Below are 21,495 nucleotides of genomic sequence, written 5' to 3'. Positions count from 1 at the left end.
AGCAAGCTGGAGCCATGACGAGTGCAGCCCTCCGCAGCAGGGCGTGGAAACTGCTGGAGATGGTCACGACGCCGCTGCTGCCGTCGGACTACCTCGACCTGGTCAGCCCGCTGCGTGCGGGCGCCGACCTGCGTGGGCGCATCGAGGCCGTGCACCCCGAGACGGGTGACGCCGCGACTGTCGTGATCAGGCCGGGACGGGGCTGGCGCGGCCACACAGCCGGTCAGTACGTGCGGATCGGGGTCGACATCGACGGGGTACGCCTGTGGCGTGCCTACTCCATCACCTCGCCGACAAACCGTCAGGACGGCCGCGTCACGATCACCGTGAAGGCGATCCCGGACGGCAAGGTCAGCAACCACCTGGTCCGCCGGGCGAAACCGGGCACGCTGATCCAGCTCGACCAGCCGACCGGTGACTTCGTGCTGCCGCAGGCCAAGCCCGCCAAGGTGCTCTACCTGACGGCCGGCAGCGGCATCACGCCCGTGATGGGGATGCTGCGCGACATCGAGTTCGACGACGTCGTCATGGTCCACTGCGCGCCACGGTCGCAAGACGTGATCTTCCGCGACGAACTGCACGACCTGGTCGCGGACGAGAAGCTGCGGCTCACCGAGGTGCACACCGACACAGACGGCCTGCTCGACATCGCCCGTCTCGACGAACTCGTGCCCGACTGGGCCGAACGCGAGACCTGGGCCTGCGGGCCCGCGGGCCTGCTCGACGCCGCCGAGAAGCACTGGACCGAGCACGCCGTACAGGAGCGCCTGCACACCGAACGCTTCCGCCCCAGCATCGTCGTCGCCGGCGACGGCGGCGAGGTCACGTTCAGCGTCACCGGCAAGACCGTCGACGCGGACGGCGCCACGCCGTTGCTGGACATCGGCGAGGAGGCCGGCGTGCTCATGCCCTCCGGGTGCCGCATGGGCATCTGCTTCGGCTGCGTCACGCCACTCAAGGCGGGCGCCGTCCGCGACCTGCGCACCGGCGAGATCACCGAGGCCGAGCCGGGCGTCCTCATCCAGACCTGTGTGTCCGCCGCGGCGGGCCCCTGCGACATCGAACGGTAGGAACACCTTGACCGCCATCGACCCCACCGCCCACCTGACCGCGGAGCAGATCGAGGAGCTCGGCCACGAGCTGGACGCGATCCGCGACGAGGTGATCGCCGGCCGCGGTGAGAAAGACGCCGCCTACATCCGTAAGGTCATCTCGGCGCAGCGCAAGCTCGAGCTGGTCAGCAGGGGCGTGCTGCTGTTCTCGATCTTCCCGCCCGCGTGGCTGCTCGGCACCGCCGGTCTGTCCGTGGCGAAGATCATGGACAACATGGAGATCGGCCACAACGTCCTGCACGGCCAGTGGGACTGGATGCGAGACCCGAAGATCCACTCCACCACCTGGGAGTGGGATCACGTCTCGCCGTCCGAGCAGTGGAAGCACTCGCACAACGAGCTGCACCACACGTACACCAACGTGATCGGCAAGGACAACGACCTCGGCTACGGCATCATGCGCGTCGACGAGGACCAGAAGTGGCACCCCTTCCACCTCGGCCAGCCGCTGTGGAACTTCATCAACGCCTGCTTCTTCGAGTACGGCATCGCGGCGTACGACCTGGAGCTCGCCAAGAACCTGCACAAGCGCCACCGCAAGAACCCGGAGTTCCGCGCGCGGGCCAAGGCCGTGGGCCGCAAGATCCGCAAGCAGGTGCTCAAGGACTACGTGATCCACCCGCTGCTGTCGGGCCCGTCGTTCCTCACCACGCTCGGCGCCACGTTCACCGCGAACCTGGTCCGCAACATCTGGTCCCACTCGGTGATCATGTGCGGGCACTTCCCCGAGGGCGTGCAGGTCTTCGAGCGCCGGTCGATCAAGGGCGAGACGCGCGGCCAGTGGTACCTGCGCCAGATGATGGGCTCGGCGAACATCAGCGGCAGCAGGGCCATGCACTTCATGACCGGCAACCTGTCGCACCAGATCGAGCACCACCTGTTCCCCGACCTGCCGAGCAACCGGTACGCCGAGGTCGCGGTGAAGGTGCGCGCGCTGTTCGAGAAGTACGAGCTGGAGTACGTCACCGGGCCGCTGCCCAAGCAGGTGGTCTCCGCGTGGCACAAGGTCTTCCGGCTCTCGCTGCCGAACAAGAAGCCCAAGGTCATGACGCCGGACCACGAGCAGGAACTCGTCGCGGCCTGACTCCCGGTACTGGTTCAGATCTTTCGGCCGTACCGGCGGCACCGCCGGCTTCGGACGGTCGCTCAGACACCCGGAAAAGGCGGCGTTTCATCCATTATGAGGCCCGGACCAAGCGGCACTCCGACGGTCGGCCGCAGACTTCAGCGTCGCTGCTGCCCGGCGTCCGGGTCGACGTGGACGCCGAGCCGCGGCCGGACTGCGGCGCCTTCCGGATCGGCGGCGAGCGGGACCGACTGGAGCCCGGCAAGGGCGAGTTCGTGCTCCTTGTCCAGCTGACGGTCGGTCAGAGCCGCTACGTATGGCCGGTGTTCCTCTTCTGCGGGCAGCGCGCCCCATCAGTCGGCGACGCGCTGTCCCGCCCTCGGACATGAGCGGCTGGCCCGCGAGTACGGTGACGCCTCCTTCGTCCTGTTGCTGAAAATCGTCAACTCACAGGCGTACGGCCCCGATGTGGTGGAACTGGTCGCGGACGTGACCCGGGCGGCGGAGACCGAACCGCCCCCGGTGGCGGCCCGCACCTCACACCGGGCCTCCTGGGACGCGGTACCTCTCAACGCACGACCGCGGTCGGCGCCGTGTCCCCGACCCTCGCCGTGGGGTCGGCACGCCTACTCCTCCGCGACCTCGGCGTACAGCTGCGAGAGTTCGGGGACACCGCTGTCGGCCCACTCGTGTCCGAAGGCGACGACGTCGAACTCCCGGCCCGAGAGGAGCCGTACGACGGGCCGGCCGTCCGGCCACAGCTCCCAGACAGCCCCGGGGACCGTGCGCACGATGACGGTCCCGAGATACAGACCGGCGTCGTTGCCCAGCCAGTCGAGGATCTCCTCGTCGTCCCGCCAGCGCGGCACCAGCTGGTCCAGCGCCTCCAACGAGCCGGTGGAATCGTCGAGTCGGACGCCCTCCCGGGCCGCGTGGGAGCGGAGGAGTTGGCACTCGGAGAGCAGCTCGGCGATGCCTGCGGGGTCGGGAGCGTCGTGCCTGGCGCCCCGGTTGCCCAGGAAGGGGATGTTCATGACTCCAGCGTGTCACCGGCACCGCCGTACGCACCACAGGCGGGAGCCAATGGCGTGTCCGGACCGGTCCGGAAACCGCCAACGGCCCTGCCCCGCGCGGGGGTTGACCCGGCGCCCCGGCCGGGCGCCGGTGGTCAGACGTCCAGGTCGACGACGACCGGGGCGTGGTCCGAGGCGCCCTTGCCCTTGCGCTCCTCGCGGTCGACATAGGCGTCCGTGACCGCCTTCGCGAACGGCTCGTTGCCGTACACCAGGTCGATCCGCATACCGCGGTTCTTGGGGAAGGCGAGCTGACGGTAGTCCCAATAGGTGTACGGGTGCTCGTACTTGAGCGGGCGCGGGACCACGTCGGAGAGGCCCGACCCGCGCAGGGCGGCGAGAGCGTCCCGCTCGGCGGGGGTGACATGGGTGGCGCCCTCGAAGGCGGCCGCGTCGTAGACGTCGTCGTCCGTCGGCGCCACGTTGTAGTCGCCGAGTACGGCGAAGGGACGGCCGCCCCGGGCATCGTCCGCGACGGCCGCCCTCAGCGCCTCGAACCACCCGAGCTTGTAGGTGTAGTGCGGGTGGCCGACCTCGCGGCCGTTGGGCACGTAGACCGACCAGACGCGGACCGGGCCGCAGGTCGCGGAGACGGCCCGGGCCTCGCGCGCCCCCTCGTACCCGGGGTCGCCCGGGAGGCCCTTGACCACGTCCTCCAGGCCCACCCGGGACAGCACCGCCACCCCGTTCCACCGGCCGTCCGCGTTGACCGCCGCCTCGTAGCCCAGCTCGCGCAGCTCGTCGAACGGGAACTGCGCCTCCGCCAGCTTGGCCTCCTGGACGCAGAGCACGTCGGTGCCGCTGCTCTCCAGCCAGGCCAGCAGCCTCGGCAGGCGTGCGGTGATCGAGTTCACGTTCCAGGTCGCGATGCGCATGTCCCCCAACCTACCGGGCGGGTCCGACACTCACAGGACCGTGGCCTCGCCGGGCGCCAGCCGCAGGTGCTCGGCGCCGCCGAGGGCGCCGATCTGGTGGTCGTAGATGGGCCGGGCGAGGTCGGTGAGGAGGGCGTCGTGGATGTCGTAGGCGCGCTGCGGTCCGACTTCGCGGACGTACTCGATGACCTCGGAGATCTTGTTCCAGGGGGCCATCACCGGGAGCATCAGGGTCTCGACGGGCAGGCCGGGGACGGTGAGGGCGTCGCCGGGGTGGAAGACCCGGCCGCCGTCGACGAGATAGCCGACGTTGGTGATGCGCGGGATGTCCGGGTGGATCACCGCGTGGAGCTCACCGTGCACCTGGATGTCGAACCCGGCCGCGGTGAAGGTGTCGCCGTGACCGACGGTGTGCACCCGGCCGGGGAAGGCGGCGGAGATCTTCTCCGCGACCGACCGCAGGGTCCAGATCTCGGCGGCCGGGTTCGCCTCCAGACCGGCCCGCAGCCGCTCCTCGCTGAAGTGGTCGGGGTGCTCGTGGGTGACGAGGACGGCGTCCGCGCCGGCCGCGGCGTCCTCCTCGCTGAAGGCGCCCGGGTCGATGACGAGGGTCCGGCCGTCCTTCTCCAGACGGATGCAGGCGTGGGACTTCTTGGTGAGCTTCATGGTTCCATCCTGTCCCGCGGACCCGGCGGACGGACCGCCGATCACTCCGTGGGGGTCGTCTCCTCGCGGATGACCCGTTGGGCCACCTTGAAAGCGCTGTTCGCCGCCGGCACCCCGCAGTACACGGCCGCCTGCAACAGCACCTCCCCGATCTCGACCGGCGTCAGGCCGTTGCGCAGCGCCGCGCGGGTGTGGACGGCCAGCTCGTCCAGATGGCCGCCCGCGACCAGCGCGGTGAGCGTGACACAGCTGCGCGAACGCCGGTCGAGGCCGGGCCGGTCCCAGATCTCGCCCCACGCGTAACGGGTGAGGAACTCCTGGAAGTCCCCCGAGAACGCGTCGGCCTGCGCCAACGTCCGGTCGACATGCGCGTCCCCGAGCACCTCACGGCGCACCTTGATCCCGGCGTCGTAGGGATCGGGCCGTCCCGTGACCTGCGGCGGTACGACGACGGCGGGCGCGATCTCGGCGATGGGCGCGGTCTGCGGCGGCGCGACGACGACGGGGTTGGCCAACGCCCCTGGAATGGCGACCTGCCCGGTGGCGGAGTCGACGAAGGCGGGCTGCCAGGCGGTGGAGAAGTGCCGGACCAGCAGGTCGGTGACGGCCGTCGGCTGCTCGACCGGGACCAGGTGCGAGGCGTCGGGTACGACGGCGAGGCGGGCGTCCGGGATACCGGCGACCAGGGTGCGGGCCTCGGCGGGCCCGGTGACCTGGTCGTCCGAGCCGACCAGGACCAGCGTCGGCACCCCGATCCGGGACAGCTCGGCCCGTACGTCGAACGCGGCCAGCGCCTCACAGGCGGCGATGTAGCAGCCGGGGTCGGTGGTACGCACCATCTGCACGGCCCACTCGGTGATCGCGGGCTGCGCCGCCGCGAACCCGCCGGTGAACCAACGCTCGGGCGCCGTACGGGCGATGGGGTCGAGCCCGTTGGTACGCACGATCACTCCGCGCTGCCGGAACTCGTCCGCCGTGCCGAACCGCGGCGACGCGGCGATCAGCGCCAGCGAGGCCACGCGCTCCGGGTGCCGCAGCGCCAGCTCGATGCCGACGGCGCCGCCGAAGGCACAGCCCGCGTAGCCGAAGCGCTGCACGCCGAGGGCGTCCAGCGTGGCCAGCAGCCGGTCGGCCAGGTCGGAGACCGAACCGGCCGCGTGCGCGGGGGCACCGCCGTGGCCGGGCAGATCGAACCGGAAGACCCGCCACTGGTTCACCAACTCGGGCACCTGCCGGTCGAACATGTGCCACGTCGTACCGAGGGAGGGTCCCAAGATCAGGACGGGCAGGTGTTCTGGCCCGTCAAAGCGATACTGCAGCGTTTCGATCTTGCTTCCGCGCACGGGATCACACCTTCATCTGTCACGATCTGTCACACGCCCCCTGCGAGACCTCCGCGAGCCCGCGACGCTGGAAGCAGACCCGCCGCGTCCGGCTTCACGTACCACCTCCGGGCCGTCCTCACGTCGCTGCGCCCAACCCACATGGCCGACAAGTGATCCGGCAACCGTTGTCGGCCAGGTACGTCAGTCAGGACGCCCGAGCATCGTACAGACGGAGCCTTGGAAGACGGTTTTCGTCCAGAACCCTGGGGGCCGGCGGGCGAAGAGGAGAACAGCGAATGAGTGAGTCCGTCGCCCTCGTCCCCGTCACGCTGCCCAGCCGAGTCACGGGGTGTCGGAGCCGGAGCCGGAGCCGATGTCGAGGCTGCCGAGGGCTCCGGTGGGGGCGGTGCTCCACACCGCTCTTCTTCTTCGGCGGCTGCGGCTGGAACGGCGGGGCCCCGTACGGCCGCTGCCCGTAGGTCCGGCAGGCCGAAATCCCCCAACCCACAGGCGAGTTGCCAACGGCCACGCTGAGAGGAAGGCGCCCGGAAGTACGGGACCGCCGCCAAGACCAGCGGGGGCTCGGGCAGGCCGTCGCCCGGTGCTCGGCGCGCTCCGCGTGTGGTCAGGGGTGTGCGCTGGTCCGGCTGCTGGATGTAGGACGCGGCGCCCTGTGCCTACGCCTCGAACGTCCGCGGCCGTAGAGCCACTTGGTGAGGGGGCTTCTCAGGTCAGGAGGGGCGGGATGCGGCGTCGCTGCGGGGCCGGGCCGCCTCGCTCGGCCCGGTGGCGTGGGCGAGGAGGCGTAGGGCTGTCGCCGAGGGGGACCCGGGAGCGGCCGTGGCGATCACGACGACCGGTCCGTTCCCCTGCGGGCTCTGGAGCGTCTGCTGGGTGACGGTCAGGGTCCCGACCGTGGGGTGGCGCATCTCGTAGTCGGCGACATCGCAGGCCTGAATCCGGTGATCGGCCCACATCGCCGCGAACTCCGGGCTGTGCATGGTCAGTTCACCGATGAGCCCGGCCAGCAGGGGGTCCTCCGGATACCGGCCGGCGGTGATGCGCAGGTTGCCGACCACGGCCCTCGCCTTGGCGGGCCAATCGGTGTAGAGGTCCCGGGTGTGAGCGTCGAGGAACACCAGCTTCGCCATGTTCGGCCGACGGCCCGGTTCGGCGGGACTGTCCCGGTCGAAGTGGCCGGCGAACAGCGCGTGGCCCTGCGCGTTCCAGGCGAGCACGTCAGTACGGCGGCCCAGAACGATGGCGGGTGTGCCTTCGACAGCTGCCAACAACGCGCTGACAGCCGGGGTGACCCGCTCGGGGCGGGGACGCGACGCGGCTTTTCCCCGCTTCGGCGCTCGGGCGAGCTCGTGCAGATGGGCCCGCTCGGCCTCGTCCAGGCGCAGGGCGGTCGCGAGGGCCTCGAGCACCTCGCGCGAGGCGTTGTGCGACTGGCCCTGTTCAAGCCGGGCGTAGTACGGCGCGCTGATGCCCGCGAGCATCGCCAGTTCCTCCCGCCGCAGCCCCGGCACCCGGCGCCGCTCGCCGTACGTCCGCAACCCGACACCCTCGGGCCGCAGAAGGCCCCGGCGTGCCTGGAGGAAGTCGGCGAGCTGCCCGTGCTTGTTCATGGCACCGAGTATGCGCACCAGCGACGCGCTGTGCCTCACCCTGCCAGGGTGCGGATCGGCAGGGTCTGGCCGCTCTGCGCACCGGCCCCCACGATGAGCCGTATGCCCTTTCCACCGTCTGCGCCTTCGGGAGAATGCATGAGCACACCAGCGTCCCGGAGCAGCGTCTCCCCCTCGCGCGACGCGCTGGTCGGCCTCGATCTGACGCCCCTCACCTTCACCAGGCGGTGCTGGGTCGACCTGCCGCCGGACTCCGTGTACCCCCTGATCAGCGACGTGTCCCTGATCGAGACGTGGAGCCCGAGCGCCAGCGCCGTGAGCTACGAGCCCGGAGACGGCCCATGGGTCGGCGCGCGGTTCAGCGGCCGCAACCGGCGTGACGGGCGCGAATGGGTCACCCACTCCGAGGTGGTGCGGGCCGATCCGGGTTCCGCGTTCGCTTTCGTCGTCGGCGGCGCCGAGGAAGGCATCGTTCGCTGGGACTGGCACCTCCACCCGCGGGGCGCCGGCAGCGTCGTCCAGCAGACCTGGCGACTGCTGCGTACCGACCCGGTCCTGGGCGACACGCCCGAGGACCTCTATGCCCTACGGGACCACATGGCGGACAGCGCGGAGACCACCCTGCTCGCCCTGGCGGAGTGGATCGCGGGCCGTCGCGACCGGTAGCCATCCCCGCTCGTGGATCTCGTGACCGAGGCCTTCGCCGTCCTACGCGACGGATGTCGCCGGCTGCCTGCCTGACGGCGTGTGCGCCCTGCGGGCCGCGGGCAGCCGGGGACCACGTCGGGGATCGCTTCCAACAGCCGGGCGTTCGTCTCGGCGGGGGACGAGTGGGGGTCGAGCGAGCACGCCGTCGAACGTGGTGCACGCGGCTGCCGAGGACACATGGGGGCGGCGAGCCGTGAGGGTGTGGGACCGGGCGTCGCGGCGGTGGCGCCGACCGTGAGCGATCCCCAGGACGGCCGCGGCCGAGAGGCAGGGTACGGCGATCGCCGGCTGCCGGTGCCGGGGTGGGGTGGGGTGGGGTGGGAAGGAGCGGCGGTGGCGGTACGAACGGGCGCGTGTGTTCCCCAGCCGGAGGACGAGTAGAGCTGCCGCCGGCGCGGCGCCGGACGGCCCGGACCACGCGCGACGCTCGCCGCCAGGGCTGGGTCAGAGCCCGCCCGGTGTGCCGAGGCCGGTCAGCGCGCCGACCGGGTCCAGGTCGGGGGTGCCTCTCGGCCACCAGTCCTCGCGGCCCGGTTCGGACTCGTAGGCGTACCACAAGTGGTCCTGGCCCAGGCGAAGTTGGACATGGCCGAGCGGGTGGGTGAGGTGGTTGTGCCGGGGGCGGAAGGCGGGGAGGTCGGCGGCTAGGAGCAGCGGCCTGGCCCGGTCGAAGCGGCCCGCCGGCGGGTCCCAGGACTCTTCGAGGACGGTGAGCCCTTCGAGGCCGCCCTGCCGCCACGCGGCGACGGCGCGCGCCAGCTCGGTCGGGGTACGGCCGACGGCGGTGGCGAGCGAGGCGTAGAGGGACCGGGTGGCGGCGGTCAGTCCGGAACCGGGGCGGGCGGCGGCCAGGCGCACCGCGTCCTGCCAGAGCGTCAGTTGACCGACGGGGTCGCGGCCGGAGCTGAGCAGGGTGTGGGCGCGGGCCGCCGCGTCCGTCGCCAACTGATCCAGCGCGAACGGGTCCGGGCCGCCCGGGGCCGCCGGATAGGCGGGGGGCTGTCCGGGGTGCGGCGGCACGGGCAGTGGCGCGGGGAGCGGCGGGAGCCGGCGCGGCGCGAGCGCGTCCGTAGCCCGGACGCCGGGCAGGGGCGCGGGTTTCTTCTCCTGGGCGGCGCGGGCCGCACGGGCGGCGTTGCGACGGGAGAGCTCGTCGAGCAGGCTGCGTTCGCCCCGGCCGCGCAACAGGAGCAGGACGAAGGGGTCGGCGTCGAGCAGCCGGGCGGTCTGGTAGCAGAGGGCGGCGGCGTGCTTGCAGGGGTGGCCGGCGTCGGGGCAGCTGCACTGCGGGTCCAGGTCGCCCGGGCCGGGCAGCAGCGTGACCGCGTGCTCCGCCAGCGACCGCGGCATCTCCTTGTCGAGCAGTGCGGCGATGTCCCCGGGCCGCTCGGCGACGGCCTCCAGGAACAGCTCCCAGTCCGCGTCGTCGAGTGTCCGCAGCCGCACCTGCACCCGGTACGGACGCGGACGGCTGCCCTTCACGTACGCGAGCACGAGCCCAGGGGTCACGGTGATGGCGTCGACGTGGCCCTGCTCCGCGTAGCCGCGTCCGCGGGCCAGCCGCTTGACGTCGAGGGCGCCCTCCTCCAGCGCCGAGACCCAGGCGTTCCCCCACCAGCTTTCGGCGAACCCCGCGGCGGGTGAGGCGACGGGCGGAAAGGCGGGGAAGGTGCGCCGCAGGTCGCCGTCGCGGCTCGGAGCGGCCATGGACGAGGGGAGTTGCGGGTCGGGCCGGGGGACGGCGGCGAGCGGCGGGGGCGGCACGGCGGCCGGCGGGGGCGGCACGGACCGTCCCGTGCCACCGTCCGGAACGGGGGTCGCCGACACCAACATCGACGCGGCGTCGGGGAGTTCTCCGACCGTCCGGGGCGGTGGCCCGAACGTCCGGGGCGGTGGCCCAGCGGGAACGGCGTCGCTCGGGTCGGCCGAACTACTCTGCGGCACACGGCTGTTGCTGTCGGCCTCCGCCTCCGGCGAGGTGTCGTCGGCGGGCATCCGGAAAGCATCCGCGAGCAACTCCCGTAGCTGCCGGGCCCGGGCCTCCGCACCGGGCACGCGCGCCTCGCTCGGGCCCCGAGCCGCCCCGGACGCGGCACGGGAGGACCGGCGACGCGAATCAACTCCCGTTCCTGCGGCCTCCGTTCGGACCCGCCGCGCCTCGTCGCGGGCGGCCCGCAGCGCCTCGCGGGCGACGTCGGCGGGACGCCCGGCCTGGCCTCCGGCCCCCACTGCGGGAGTTGTCGCGTGCGTCCGCGCCGGGCCGGATTCCGGCGGGCGGGGTGCGTTCGTGTCGTCGCGGGGAGTTGACCACGCGCCGGAGTTGTCACCGGAGGGGTCCGGGGCCGCACCGTCCGTCGGAGTGCTCAGACGCTCGGCCGGGGCAGCGGTGGTGTACCCGTCGGACCCGGCGCCCTTCCCCGCGTCCCGCTCGGTGGCTTGCCCAGTCCTCTGGTCGGTGGCCTTCCCTGTCTTCCGTCCGGTGTCCCGCCGCCCGGTGTCCTTCTCTGTTTCGTGCGCTGTTTCGTTCGCTGCGTCGTGCGCTGTGTCGTTGTCTGAGTCGTGCGCTGTCTCCGGGGCTGCCTCTACGCCGGGGTCCTCGTCCGTCGCGACGCCCGCGTTGCGGCGCTCGGCCACCGCGCGGCGCAACGCGGCACGGGCCGCGTCCCCCGGGCGTGCCTCCGACCCGGCAGTGCTTCCGGGCGTCGTCGGGCGACCGCCCCGAGCCGTGCCCGCGTCCACATCCGCGTCCGTCTCCCGCTCCGCCCGCTCGCGTGCGGCCAGGAGGGCGCGACGGATCGTCTCCGCGGGCCGAGCCTCCGGGGTCTCCTCCAACGGAGGCCGCGCGACGGCCTGTTCGCCGTCCGCCGACCCGGACCCTGGCTCCCGCTCCCGCGAGGTGTGCGCTTCTCCGCGCATACCGAGCAGCTTCCCCGCAAGATCCCCCAGCTTGACCGGTTCTGTCTCCTGTCGGTCTCCCCCGGCGGGCTCTCCGCTCCCCGGCGGCCACGCGTCTTCGGCTGCCGTCATGACGCACCCCGCAGCGACACCAGGTCGGACAGCTCGCGGTCCGTGAGTTCGGTGAGGGAGGACTCGCCGGAGCCGAGGATCGCGTCGGCGAGGGCGCGCTTGGCCTCCAGCATCTCGGCGATGCGGTCCTCGACGGTGCCCTCGGCGATGAGGCGGTGGACCTGGACCGGCTGGGTCTGGCCGATGCGGTAGGCGCGGTCGGTGGCCTGCTCCTCCACCGCCGGGTTCCACCAGCGGTCGAAGTGGACGACGTGCCCCGCGCGGGTGAGGTTGAGTCCCGTGCCGGCCGCCTTGAGGGAGAGCACCAGGACCGGGATCTCCCCGTTCTGGAAGCGGTCCACCATGCGCTCGCGCTCCGGCACCGGCGTACGGCCGTGCAGAAGGTCCACGGGGACGGCGCGGGCCGACAGGTGCGTGGCGATGAGACGGGCCATTCCGACGTACTGGGTGAAGACGAGGGCGGAGTCGTCCTCGGCGAGCAGGGTGTCCAACAGCTCGTCCAGCAGGGCGAGTTTGCCGGAGCGGAGCGCCTGCCGGTCCGTCCCGCCGTGCGTCGGCTCCTCCTTGAGGTACAGCGCCGGGTGGTCGCAGATCTGCTTCAGGGAGGTGAGCAGTTTCAGGACCAGGCCCCGGCGGGCGATGCCCTTGGCCGTCTCGATGGCCAGCAGCGACTCGCGGACCACCGCCTCGTACAGGGAGGCCTGTTCGCGGGTGAGCGGTACCGGGTGGTCCGTCTCCGTCTTGGGCGGCAGTTCGGGGACGATGCCCGGGTCGGACTTCTTGCGGCGCAGCAGGAAGGGGCGCACCAGCCGGGCGAGCCGGGTCGCCGCCTCGGCGCCGGCGGCCTCCCCGTTCTCCACGGCGCGCGCGTGCCGGGCGCGGAAGGACTTCAGGGGGCCGAGGAGCCCCGGTGTCGTCCAGTCGAGGAGGGCCCAGAGCTCCGACAGGTTGTTCTCGACCGGTGTGCCGGTGAGGGCCACGCGCGCGGCGGTCGGGATCGTACGCAGGGCTTTCGCGGTCGCGGAGTAGGGGTTCTTGACGTGCTGTGCCTCGTCCGCGACGACCATGCCCCAGGGCTGCTCGGCGAGGGCGGGGGCGGCCGAGCGCATGGTGCCGTACGTCGTGAGGACGAAGCCGCCGGTCAGGTCCTCCAGGGTGCGGTCGGGGCCGTGGAAGCGGCGGACGGGGACACCGGGGGCGAAGCGGGTGATCTCCCGCTGCCAGTTGCCGAGGAGGGAGGCGGGGCAGACCACCAGGGTCGGTTCGGGGCGCGCGCGGCGCAGGTGGAGCGCGATGAGGGTGATGGTCTTGCCCAGGCCCATGTCGTCGGCGAGGCAGCCGCCGAGGCCGAGTGAGGTCATGAGGTCGAGCCAGGCCAGGCCCCGGAGTTGGTAGTCCCGGAGGGTGGCGCGCAGCCCGGGCGGCGGTTCGACGGTGCGTACCCCGGCGGTGAGACGGTCGCGCAGGGCGGCCAGCGCGCCGACCGGGACCGCCTCGACGGTCTCACCGTCGATCTCCGCGGTGCCGGTGAGGGCGACGGACAGGGCGTCCACCGGGTCCAGTAGGCCCAGTTCGCGCTTGCGGGCCTTGCGGACGAGGGCAGGGTCGACGAGCACCCACTGGTCGCGCAGCCGGACGACCGGGCGGTGGGCCTCGGCGAGGAGGTCCATCTCGGCTTCGGTGAGCGGGTCGCCGCCGAGCGCCAACTGCCAGCGGAACCGCAGCAGTTCCTCGCTGTCGAGGAAGCCCGTGCCGTCCGTCGCCGAGCCCGGTGCCGACCGGACCACCGCGGTCGCCGAGAGGTCCTGCGCCAGGTCCCGGGGCCAGTGCACGGCGACCCCGGCCGCCGCGAGCCGGCCGGCGGCGACCCCGAGGAGGTCGCCCAACTCCTCCTCCGACAGGGCCAGTACGTCGGGGACGTCCTGTTCGGCGAGCCGGTCCAGCGGGGGCCAGACGCGGGCCGCGCGCCGTACGGCCAGGGCCGCGTCGACCCGCGCGCGGGGGCCGAAGGCGGTGTCGGCCGCACCGGCCCACAGGGGCGCCGCGTCCACCACGAGGGTGGGGTCGGCGAGGCTGTGCACCTGGACGACGGCGGCGCCCGCGGTGCGGACCTGTCCGCCGTCGTCGAAGAGGTCGCACGCCGACAGGTCCAGGCGCAGCGAGATCCGTACGCCCGCGTCCATCCCGGCGGCGACCTCCGCGGCCCAGTCCTGGGCGCCGGTCAGCCGCTGGGGGCGGCGGTCCGCGAAGGGTTTCCCGGACACGTACGGTGCGGCCGGGGTGCGGGGCAGGGTGTCCGCGACCGCGTCGAGGAAGGCGCGGGTCAGTGCCTCCGGCTCGGGCAGCCGGAGCGGGCCCGGTCCGGGCAGCGGCACCGCGTGTCCCTCGTACGGCAGGGCGGCGGCGACCGCGCGGACGTACGCGATGTCCTCCGGGTCCAGGGGGCCGGCCCGCCAGGCGTCGTGGCCCGTGGCGGTGAGGCCGGGCAGCAGCCGGCCGCGGGCGGCGAGCCGCAGGGCGTGCAGGGCGGCGGCGCCCCAGCAGGCCGTGGCGGGGTGGGCGGCGGGGTCGCGCCGGGCGCGCACCAGCAGCGGCAGCGCCTCGTCGAGCGAGAGGGTCAGCGCGGGGGCGGGCCCTCGGCGCACTCCGGTGCCGTACCGCCGTACGACGGTGAGTTCCGTACGTCCCGGGTGGTCGGCGGCCTCGGTGGGGAGGGGGCCGTCGTCGGGGGCCCAGAACGCCATCCGGCCCTCGCGCGGGAGGGACGACGGCAGGAAGACCGCCGCCAGCCGCACGGGGACGCACTCCGCCGGCGCCGTGCCGTTCATACGTCCTGTCACCTCCCGCCCGTCGGTCCCGCCAGTTGTCTTCGACTCTACGGGCGGGGTCTGACAATCGGCTCCGGCGGCCGTGCCGAGGGCGGGCGGAGAGCCGGTGCCGGGGGGCGGGGCGGTGCTACGGAACCGTGCGGGAGACGACGTAGACCATGGGGAAGACCGGGTCGGCGAGGTTCACCACGATGTCCTGCGTGGGCGCCGGGGCCTTCTGCTTGCGGACGGTGCCCCACCAAGGGCCGGGGCCGGTGAAGTGCCAGCCGGTGATCTTCTGGTCGCGGGCGCTGATCTCGATGTCGCCCTTCTTCAGCTGGTCGCGGTTGACCTCGACACCGGCGAGGAAACTGTCCAGGCCGGCCTGGGTGGTGCGGAACTGGGCGTAGAGACGGCTGGTCTTCCAGTTGTTGGTCTCGTAGTAGGCGGTCCGGTCCGCGGGGTGCGGGACCGGCAGCTGGTAGAGGCGGCGCTGCACCTTGGAGGGCCAGCCGGCGGTGAGGCCGGTCGCCGAGTACTTGTCCTCCTTCTCCTTGCCGCTGTGGCGGCTCTGGTTGGCGGAGATCACCAGGTAGCCGGCCGGGACACCGATCAGGAGCACGATGATCAGCAGGGTGAGCGCCCTGCGACGCGCCTTGTGCCTGGGGTCCTCCGGTGGCCGGCGCGGCTCGTCCGGGGGTGTGGCCTGGCGGGGCAGCGAGGCCGTCACAGGGTGTCCCGGGTGGAGCGGCGGGCCTCCGCGTACCGCTCGTAGCGTTCCGAGCGCTCCACCCTGCGGCGCTTGGCGCGGCGGAAGCGGCGGGCGACCAGGCGGGCGAGGTCGGCGGCGCCGACCATGCCGGCCTCGGGGCCGAGCTGGGCGCGCACGATGCGGGCCTCGGGGCGGTAACCGCGGCCGGTGAGCTGGCGCTTGAACGCGTCCCGGGCGGGGCCGATCAGCAGGTCGTCGGCGGCCGAGACGCCGCCGCCGATCACGAAGCAGGACGGGTCGAGGGCGGCGGCGAGGTTGGCGATGCCGACGCCGAGCCACTGGCCGATGTCCTGGAGCAGCTCGATGCACATCGCGTCGCCGTCGCGGGCCAGTTCGGTGATCATCGGGCCGGTGATGTCGCCGATGCTGCCCTTGACGTGCTCGATGATCCCGTACGCCACCGGGGAGTCGGCCGCGGCCAGTTCGCGGGCCTCTCTGACCAGGGCGTTGCCGGAGCTGTACTGCTCCCAGCAGCCGCGGTTGCCGCACGGGCAGCGGTGGCCGCCGGGCACGACCTGCATATGGCCGAACTCGCCGGCGACGCCGTACTTGCCGCGCTTGACCTGGCCGTCCTCCAGGATCGCGCCGCCGATGCCGGTACCGAGGGTGATCATGACGAGGTGGTCCTCGCCGCGGCCGGCGCCGAAGCGCCACTCCGCCCAGGCCGCGGTGTTGGCGTCGTTGTCGACCAGTACGGGGACGGAGAGCCGCTCCGAGATGCGGTCCCGGAGGGGCTCGTTGCGCCAGGACAGGTGGGGGGCGAACAGGACGCGGTTGCGGTCCGCGTCGACCCAGCCGGCCGCGCCGATGCCGACCGCGTGCACGTCGTGCCGGTCGGAGAGGTCCAGGACGAGCTCCACGATGGTGTCCTCGACCACCCTGGGGCTCTTGGACTTGTCCGGGGTCTCCGTGCGGAGCTTCTCCAGGATGTTGCCGTCGGCGTCCACGACGCCCGCCATCACCTTCGTGCCGCCGATGTCGATGCCGACCGTGGGCACGCGGGGTGCCGTCAGGTGGGAGCGGCGCTCGCGGGTGCCCACGGTGCGGAGCGCTGTCGCGCGGCGGGAGCCTATGGGGGCGCTGAAGTTGCCGTAGGTGCTCATCGTGCCCGATTCTGCCTCACGCGCGCGTGGGGTGCCGTATGGGGGAGCCGAGGGGGCGTCGGCCGTGGCCGGGTGCGGGTGCCGGACGGCCGCTCATCGTTCCACGGCGCGGCGGTACGAAGCGGTCGCCCAGGAGGTCCCGCCCGCCCGGGAGGGGGGTCCGCGTCCCGGGTGGTTCGGCGGCCCCGGCGGTCGCATTGTCCTGACATTGCGACGAACCGCGGGGCCCGGCGGCGGTCCTCAGGGGCGGACGAGGAGCTGGAACTCGAAGGAGTAGCGGCTGGGCCGGTAGGTGTGGCTGCCGTACTCGACGGCCCGGCCGGTGTCGTCGAAGGTGGTGCGCTCCATGGTGAGCAGCGGTGCGCCCTCGGCCTCGTCGAGCCGCTCGGCCTCGACGGCGGTGGCGCCGCGGGCGCCGATGGACTGGCGGGCACTGTGCAGGGTGATCCCGGCGGTGCGCATCATGCGGTACAGACCGGTGGACTCCAGCTGCGCGGTGTCCATGCCGAACAGGCCGAGGGGCAGATGGTTGCGGAGGTAGGCCATCGGTTCGCCGTGCGCGAGGCGCAGCCGTTCGACCTGGTGCACCTCGCTGCCCTCGGCCACCCCGAGGGCGGCGGCGATCTCCGCGGGCGCCGGGACGACGGTGTTGAGGAGCACCGTCGTCGCGGGGCGCTGTCCGGCGGCCTCCAGATCGTCGTAGAGGCTGCTGAGTTCCAGCGGGCGTTTGACCTGGCTGTGGACGACCTGGGTGCCGACGCCTCTGCGGCGGACCAGGAGGCCTTTGTCGACCAGGGACTGGATGGCCTGGCGGACCGTGGGCCGGGAGAGACCGAGCCGGGCGGCCAGCTCGATCTCGTTGCCCAGCAGGCTGCCGGGGGTCAGCGCACCGTGCTCGATCGCCGCCTCCAGCTGCTGGGAGAGCTGGAAGTACAACGGCACCGGGCTGCTCCGGTCCACACTGAGTTCCAGCGACACGGTCGGATCCACTTCTGGTTTCGGCACGGGGCCGAGCGTAGCTCCGTGGGTGGTTGACGGGAAGTTGTGTAGTTCGGTTGTCCGGACATACGCATTGACAGCGCGCCGGGTCGGCCCTCAGTTTGTTCCCATGCGCATCGGAGTCATCGGTACGGGCCGCATCGGGACCATCCATGCCAGGACCCTCAGCAGGCATCGGGAGGTCGGATCGCTGATCCTCACGGACGCGGACCCGGCACGGGCCCAGGAACTGGCGAACCGGCTGGGAGAGACCGCGGCACCGAGTACGGAAGAGATCTTCAGGTGGGGAGTGGACGCCGTGGTCATCACGACGGCCACGTCCGCACACGCCGAACTGATCGGCCGGGCGGCACGCTCCGGCATCCCCGTCTTCTGCGAGAAGCCCATAGCACTGGACCTGCCGGGCTCGCTCCAGGCGGTAGCGGAGGTGGAGGCGGCCGGGACGGTCCTGCAGATGGGCTTCCAGCGCCGCTTCGACACCGGTTACACGGGCGCCCGTGAGGCGGTGCGTTCGGGACGGCTCGGGCGGCTGCACACCGTACGGGCGATGACTTCCGACCAGTCGCCGCCCGCGCGTCTGGCGCTCTCCGGCGGGCTGTACCGGGACAGTCTGATCCACGACTTCGACATGCTGCGCTGGGTGACGGGCCACGAGGTGACCGACGTCTACGCGGCCGGTTCCGACGCCGGGCCGCCGCTGTTCCGGGAGGCGGGGGACGTCGACACGGCGGCGGCGGTCCTCACCCTGGACGACGGCACGCTCGCCACGGTGACCGCCACCCGGCTGAACGGCGCGGGCTACGACGTCCGCATGGAGCTCGCGGGCGAGCTGGACCAGATCGTGGTCGGGCTGGACGACCGCACGCCGATCGCGTCCACCGAGCCGACCGGACCGCCGGCCGCGACCAAGCCGTGGACCGGGTTCCTGGAGCGGTTCGGGCCCGCCTACGAGGCGGAGCTCGCCGCCTTCGTGGAGGTGGTGGTGGGAGCGCGGACCAACCCGTGTGACGGCCGCGAGGCGGTGCAGGCGCTGCGGATCGCCGAGGCGTGCGAGGTGTCGCGCAGAGAGCGCAGGCCGGTCCGGATCGCGGAGGTCGCGGGCGCCGCCGCCGTCGGCTGACCAGCCGGGACCGTACGCCGTTGCAGGCATCCAACTTCCATGTCCGTGAAGGGAGTTGACGTCGAAGGATTGCCGGTGCGGCTCGGTCGACCCCGCCGATCCGCGCGGTCGCGGCACCGGCCGCCTCGGTCTCCGGTCGGGGTCCCGGGGCTGGCGGCCGCGGCGGCCGGGCCGCTCTACCAGCGCACCGGCAGACTCCGCACCCCGCGGATCAGCAGGCCCGGGAGCCAGTCGCCGGGCGGTCCGTCGAGGGCGAGGCCGGGGGCCCGCTCCAGCAGCGACCGTATCGCCGTACGCGCTTCGAGGCGGGCCAGCGGGGCGCCGAGGCAGAAGTGGATGCCGTGGCCGAAGGCGACGTGGCCGCGGGTGTCGCGGCGGATGTCGAAGCGGTCGGGGGCCGGATAGCGGCCCGGGTCCCGGTCGGCGGCGGTGAGTCCGATCATCACTGTCTCGCCCTGCGCCACGAAGGTGCCGCCGATCTCCAGCGGCTCCGCCGCGTAGCGGAACGTGGCGTTCTCGACGGGTCCCTCGTAGCGCAGCATCTCCTCGACCGCGCCGTCGATGAGGTTCATGTCGGCGCGCAGCAGGGCGAGTTGCTCGGGGTGGCTGAGCAGGGCGTGCACGCCGGTGCCGAGCAGGTTGACCGTCGTCTCGTGGCCCGCGATGAGCAGGATGTAGGCCATCCCCCGCAGCTCCTCGGGGGAGAGCCGGTCGCCGTCCTCGGCGGTGGTGCGGATCAGATCGCTCAGCAGGTCGCCGCCAGGGCCGGCGCACCGCTTGTCCTCGATCAGCTCGCCCAGGTACTCGGCGAGGCGGACGAACGCGGCCTGCTCGCTCTCGGCGCTGACGGGCGCGACCGCCTCCGTGGACAGCTTCCGGAACTCGGCGCGGTCGATCTCGGGAACGCCGAGCAGTTCGCAGATGACCGTGATCGGCAGCGGGTAGGCGAAGGACTCCATCAGGTCGGCGCGGCCGGAGGGGAGCATTGTGTCGAGGAGTCCGTCGACGATCTGCTGGACCCTGGGCCGCAGTTCCTCGACCCGGCGCATGGTGAACGCGCGCGTGATCAGCCCGCGCAGGCGGGTGTGCTGCGGCGGGTCGGCGGCCAGCAGGTGTTTGCCGATCAGCTCCTCGTCGAGGAACGTCGTCCCGATCCTGTTGCCGTCCTTGGACAGACGGGGGTCGGCGAGCGCGGAACGCGCCTCTTCGTAGCCCACGACCAGCCAGGTCTCGTACGCCGGATCGGAGGCCGGCAACCGCACGCGGTGCACCGGACCGCGCTCGCGCAGCCGCGCGTAGACCGGATGCGGGTCGCGGCGTAACCCGTCGCCGAACTCCCCGAGGTCGATCACTTCCGTCATGCGCTCCCCCTTCGGGCCGCCCCTTCGAGGCCGCCTCTCCCCGGACGTCCCCTGACGCCGCCGCACTCTCCAGAACGTTCAGGGACCCCGGCAAGTGCCCGTCCTCGTCGAGCGGGCCGTCGGCGGCGCCCCGGCCGACGCCGGTGGGCCGAGCGGTGGCCCGACGGTGTGCCGGGAAGGCGGTGGAATCCCACCGCGGGTGTCGGCCATTTCGTGCGCGGCCCGTCGGCCGGCATGCCTCGCCCCGCGGCCGTCGAGCGTGGGGGGCCGCGGGGCGAGGGGTGAACCGGGAGGTGGTCGAGGGGCCGGGACCCGGTGGGATCGGGACCGGGTCTCCGGCTGGTGGCGCCGTTCCTTCGCGGGCGTGCCGTCGGCGGTCGTCCCCGCGGTGGGGCGGGGCCACGACGACCGTCGCGTCAACCGGTGTGTCCTGTCGGTCGGTTCAGCAGCCGAAGTCGATCAGGTCGAAGGTGACGTAGTGGTCCGAGGTGTAGTAGTCCTCCTCGTACTTCTTGCCGGTGACGATCCGGCGGGCTCCGCGTGTGGAGGAGCCGGGCGTCTTGACCGTGTACTCGTGGTAATACCCCGAGGACTGGCCGGGCAGCACGCCCTCCTGGTTGCGGAAGACGACACCGTCCTGCGAGTACGGGAAGGGGCCGCCCGACGCGATCAGGTCGAGGGTGTCGTACGCCTGGGAAGGCAAGTCGCCGTAGCAGATGCTGCCGACCGAGGTGGCCGCCGCGTCCGCCGTGGTGGCGGAGACGGTGCCGCCCACCACCAGGGCCGAGAGGAGGGCGGCCGCGGCACCGATGCGGGTTGCGCGTGGGGGGAATCTCATGGCACTCATGATGACGCGCGTAGACAGTGGCATGTCAATGACAACTCTGGAGTTTTTCCCGTCAAGTCACGTGAATTTTCGGGGAGTTAACCTACGGCACCGGTCCCCCACACGGTGCTCACCCCTCCCGGAGCGTCCGGCTCACCCCGTGTGGGTCGAGAACATCCCGCCGGTCGGGCCCTGTTTGTCGCCGCCCTGGGCCTTCTTCAGGGCGTTGGCGAGGCCCTCGATGGTGAGGGACTGGAGGATCACCCGGCCGTTGCCCTCCAGGGTGGCCAGGGAGAGGCCCTCGCCTCCGAAGACGGCGTTCATCAGACCCTGGCGGTTGAGGCCCCCGACGCGCTGGACGCCGTACCGGATGCCTTCCTCGAAGGCGACGACGCAGCCGGTGTCGACCTCGATACGACCGCCGAAGTCGGCCGGGTTCAGGTCGATGAAGTTGCCCGCGCCGGCGATGATCACCGTGCCGTGCCCGGTGAACTTCTCCAGGATGAAACCCTCGCCGCCGGTCGTGCCCGACCGGCCGCCCTGGAAGGCGATGCCGAACTCGACACCGGCCTCGGCGGCGACGAAGGCGTCCTTCTCCGCGAACCACGCGCGCGTGCCGTCGAGTTCGAGGGCGCGCATCTCACCGGGGAGGACGCCCGCGAACCCCACGGTGCCCTCGCCGCCCTGGGCGGTGAAGTACTGGAACGCCATCGACTCGCCGGCGAGCATGCGCTGGCCCACCTGCATCGCCGTGCCCATGGCCTGGCGGAGCATGCCGCCCATGCCCGGGCCCTGCTGCTGCCCGGCGCCGCCCGAGGGGCCCGACAGGCGGGTCTCCATGGTCACGTTCGTCGTCTTGAAGAGGAACTTGCCGGCCTCGCAGTACACGGTCTGGCCGGGGCTCAGGCTGACGATCGCCATCTGCATGGCGTTGCCGACGATTTCTTGCTGAAGGGTCACGACGGAAGAACGCGGCAGCCGCCCGAAAGAGTTCCGGGCGGTCACCCCATCGGACCACCCAGGC

Annotated in this window: 17 protein-coding genes and 1 pseudogene; 5 read left to right on the top strand and 13 right to left on the bottom strand. The window is 72.5% G+C overall.

The window, feature by feature from the left end; all coding sequences use genetic code 11:
- Positions 1–14 precede the first annotated feature (14 nt).
- The 3 genes and pseudogenes from ABZT12_RS16465 to ABZT12_RS16455 form a co-directional block, all read left to right on the top strand.
- Positions 15–1,070 (top strand): ferredoxin reductase, encoded by a 1,056-nt coding sequence (locus tag ABZT12_RS16465; RefSeq protein ID WP_356383864.1) that lies wholly within the window; start codon positions 15–17, stop codon positions 1,068–1,070.
- 7 nt (positions 1,071–1,077) lie between these two features.
- Positions 1,078–2,196 carry an acyl-CoA desaturase gene (locus ABZT12_RS16460; RefSeq protein ID WP_356383861.1) on the top strand — a complete coding sequence of 373 codons (1,119 nt, stop codon included), beginning with the start codon at positions 1,078–1,080 and terminating at the stop codon, positions 2,194–2,196.
- 143 nt (positions 2,197–2,339) lie between these two features.
- Positions 2,340–2,730 (top strand): annotated as a pseudogene (locus ABZT12_RS16455) (hypothetical protein); the annotation flags it as partial.
- 74 nt (positions 2,731–2,804) lie between these two features.
- On the opposite strand, the gene ABZT12_RS16450 reads toward ABZT12_RS16455, so the two are convergent.
- The 5 genes from ABZT12_RS16450 to ABZT12_RS16430 all read right to left on the bottom strand — a co-directional run bounded on the left by ABZT12_RS16450 (position 2,805) and on the right by ABZT12_RS16430 (position 7,748).
- Positions 2,805–3,212, bottom strand: a complete 408-nt coding sequence (locus ABZT12_RS16450; RefSeq protein WP_356383858.1) for a DUF6278 family protein — start codon at positions 3,210–3,212, stop codon at positions 2,805–2,807.
- A 134-nt stretch (positions 3,213–3,346) separates the two neighbouring features.
- Positions 3,347–4,126, bottom strand: a complete 780-nt coding sequence (locus ABZT12_RS16445; protein WP_356383855.1) for an exodeoxyribonuclease III — start codon at positions 4,124–4,126, stop codon at positions 3,347–3,349.
- 30 nt (positions 4,127–4,156) lie between these two features.
- Entirely contained in the window at positions 4,157–4,792 is a 636-nt protein-coding gene (locus ABZT12_RS16440; protein ID WP_356383852.1) for an MBL fold metallo-hydrolase, read from the bottom strand.
- Positions 4,793–4,833: 41 nt separating this feature from the next.
- Positions 4,834–6,036, bottom strand: coding sequence for a 4-carboxymuconolactone decarboxylase (gene pcaC, locus ABZT12_RS16435; protein ID WP_356383849.1), 1,203 nt, complete (start codon positions 6,034–6,036; stop codon positions 4,834–4,836).
- A gap of 812 nt (positions 6,037–6,848) precedes the next feature.
- Positions 6,849–7,748, bottom strand: coding sequence for a helix-turn-helix transcriptional regulator (locus ABZT12_RS16430; protein ID WP_356383846.1), 900 nt, complete (start codon positions 7,746–7,748; stop codon positions 6,849–6,851).
- Positions 7,749–7,886: 138 nt separating this feature from the next.
- Between ABZT12_RS16430 and ABZT12_RS16425 the strand changes: the two genes are divergently transcribed.
- Positions 7,887–8,414, top strand: coding sequence for an SRPBCC family protein (locus tag ABZT12_RS16425; protein WP_356383843.1), 528 nt, complete (start codon positions 7,887–7,889; stop codon positions 8,412–8,414).
- 486 nt (positions 8,415–8,900) lie between these two features.
- Here ABZT12_RS16425 and ABZT12_RS16420 read toward each other — a convergent pair whose 3' ends face one another.
- The 5 genes from ABZT12_RS16420 to ABZT12_RS16400 form a co-directional block, all read right to left on the bottom strand.
- Entirely contained in the window at positions 8,901–11,288 is a 2,388-nt protein-coding gene (locus ABZT12_RS16420) for an SWIM zinc finger family protein (protein ID WP_356384121.1), read from the bottom strand.
- Between the two features lie 191 nt (positions 11,289–11,479).
- Entirely contained in the window at positions 11,480–14,311 is a 2,832-nt protein-coding gene (locus ABZT12_RS16415) for a DEAD/DEAH box helicase (RefSeq protein ID WP_356383840.1), read from the bottom strand.
- A gap of 127 nt (positions 14,312–14,438) precedes the next feature.
- On the bottom strand, positions 14,439–15,020 hold the full coding sequence (locus ABZT12_RS16410; RefSeq protein WP_356383837.1) for a sugar kinase: 582 nt from the start codon (positions 15,018–15,020) through the stop codon (positions 14,439–14,441).
- Positions 15,017–16,165, bottom strand: a complete 1,149-nt coding sequence (locus ABZT12_RS16405; protein ID WP_356383834.1) for an ROK family glucokinase — start codon at positions 16,163–16,165, stop codon at positions 15,017–15,019. The genes ABZT12_RS16410 and ABZT12_RS16405 overlap by 4 nt, the downstream gene beginning before the upstream one ends.
- 240 nt (positions 16,166–16,405) lie before the next feature.
- A complete protein-coding gene (locus ABZT12_RS16400) occupies positions 16,406–17,143 on the bottom strand; it encodes a GntR family transcriptional regulator (protein ID WP_356384118.1) in 738 nt (245 codons plus the stop codon).
- Positions 17,144–17,273: 130 nt separating this feature from the next.
- Here ABZT12_RS16400 and ABZT12_RS16395 point away from each other — a divergent pair, with 130 nt between their 5' ends.
- Positions 17,274–18,284 (top strand): Gfo/Idh/MocA family oxidoreductase, encoded by a 1,011-nt coding sequence (locus ABZT12_RS16395; RefSeq protein WP_356383832.1) that lies wholly within the window; start codon positions 17,274–17,276, stop codon positions 18,282–18,284.
- A gap of 176 nt (positions 18,285–18,460) precedes the next feature.
- Here ABZT12_RS16395 and ABZT12_RS16390 read toward each other — a convergent pair whose 3' ends face one another.
- The 3 genes from ABZT12_RS16390 to ABZT12_RS16380 form a co-directional block, all read right to left on the bottom strand.
- On the bottom strand, positions 18,461–19,645 hold the full coding sequence (locus ABZT12_RS16390; protein WP_356383829.1) for a cytochrome P450: 1,185 nt from the start codon (positions 19,643–19,645) through the stop codon (positions 18,461–18,463).
- Positions 19,646–20,087: 442 nt separating this feature from the next.
- Positions 20,088–20,483 carry a ribonuclease domain-containing protein gene (locus tag ABZT12_RS16385; RefSeq protein ID WP_356383827.1) on the bottom strand — a complete coding sequence of 132 codons (396 nt, stop codon included), beginning with the start codon at positions 20,481–20,483 and terminating at the stop codon, positions 20,088–20,090.
- A gap of 141 nt (positions 20,484–20,624) precedes the next feature.
- Positions 20,625–21,431, bottom strand: a complete 807-nt coding sequence (locus ABZT12_RS16380; protein ID WP_356383824.1) for an AIM24 family protein — start codon at positions 21,429–21,431, stop codon at positions 20,625–20,627.
- Positions 21,432–21,495: the final 64 nt, after the last annotated feature.

Origin of the sequence: Streptomyces sp. NPDC005423 (genome assembly GCF_040606415.1) — a bacterium.
In the GTDB taxonomy this organism is placed as follows: Bacteria; Actinomycetota; Actinomycetes; order Streptomycetales; family Streptomycetaceae; genus Streptomyces.
The sequence above is the reverse complement of the archived record's forward strand: the minus strand, read 5'-3'. Positions and strand labels throughout refer to the sequence as shown.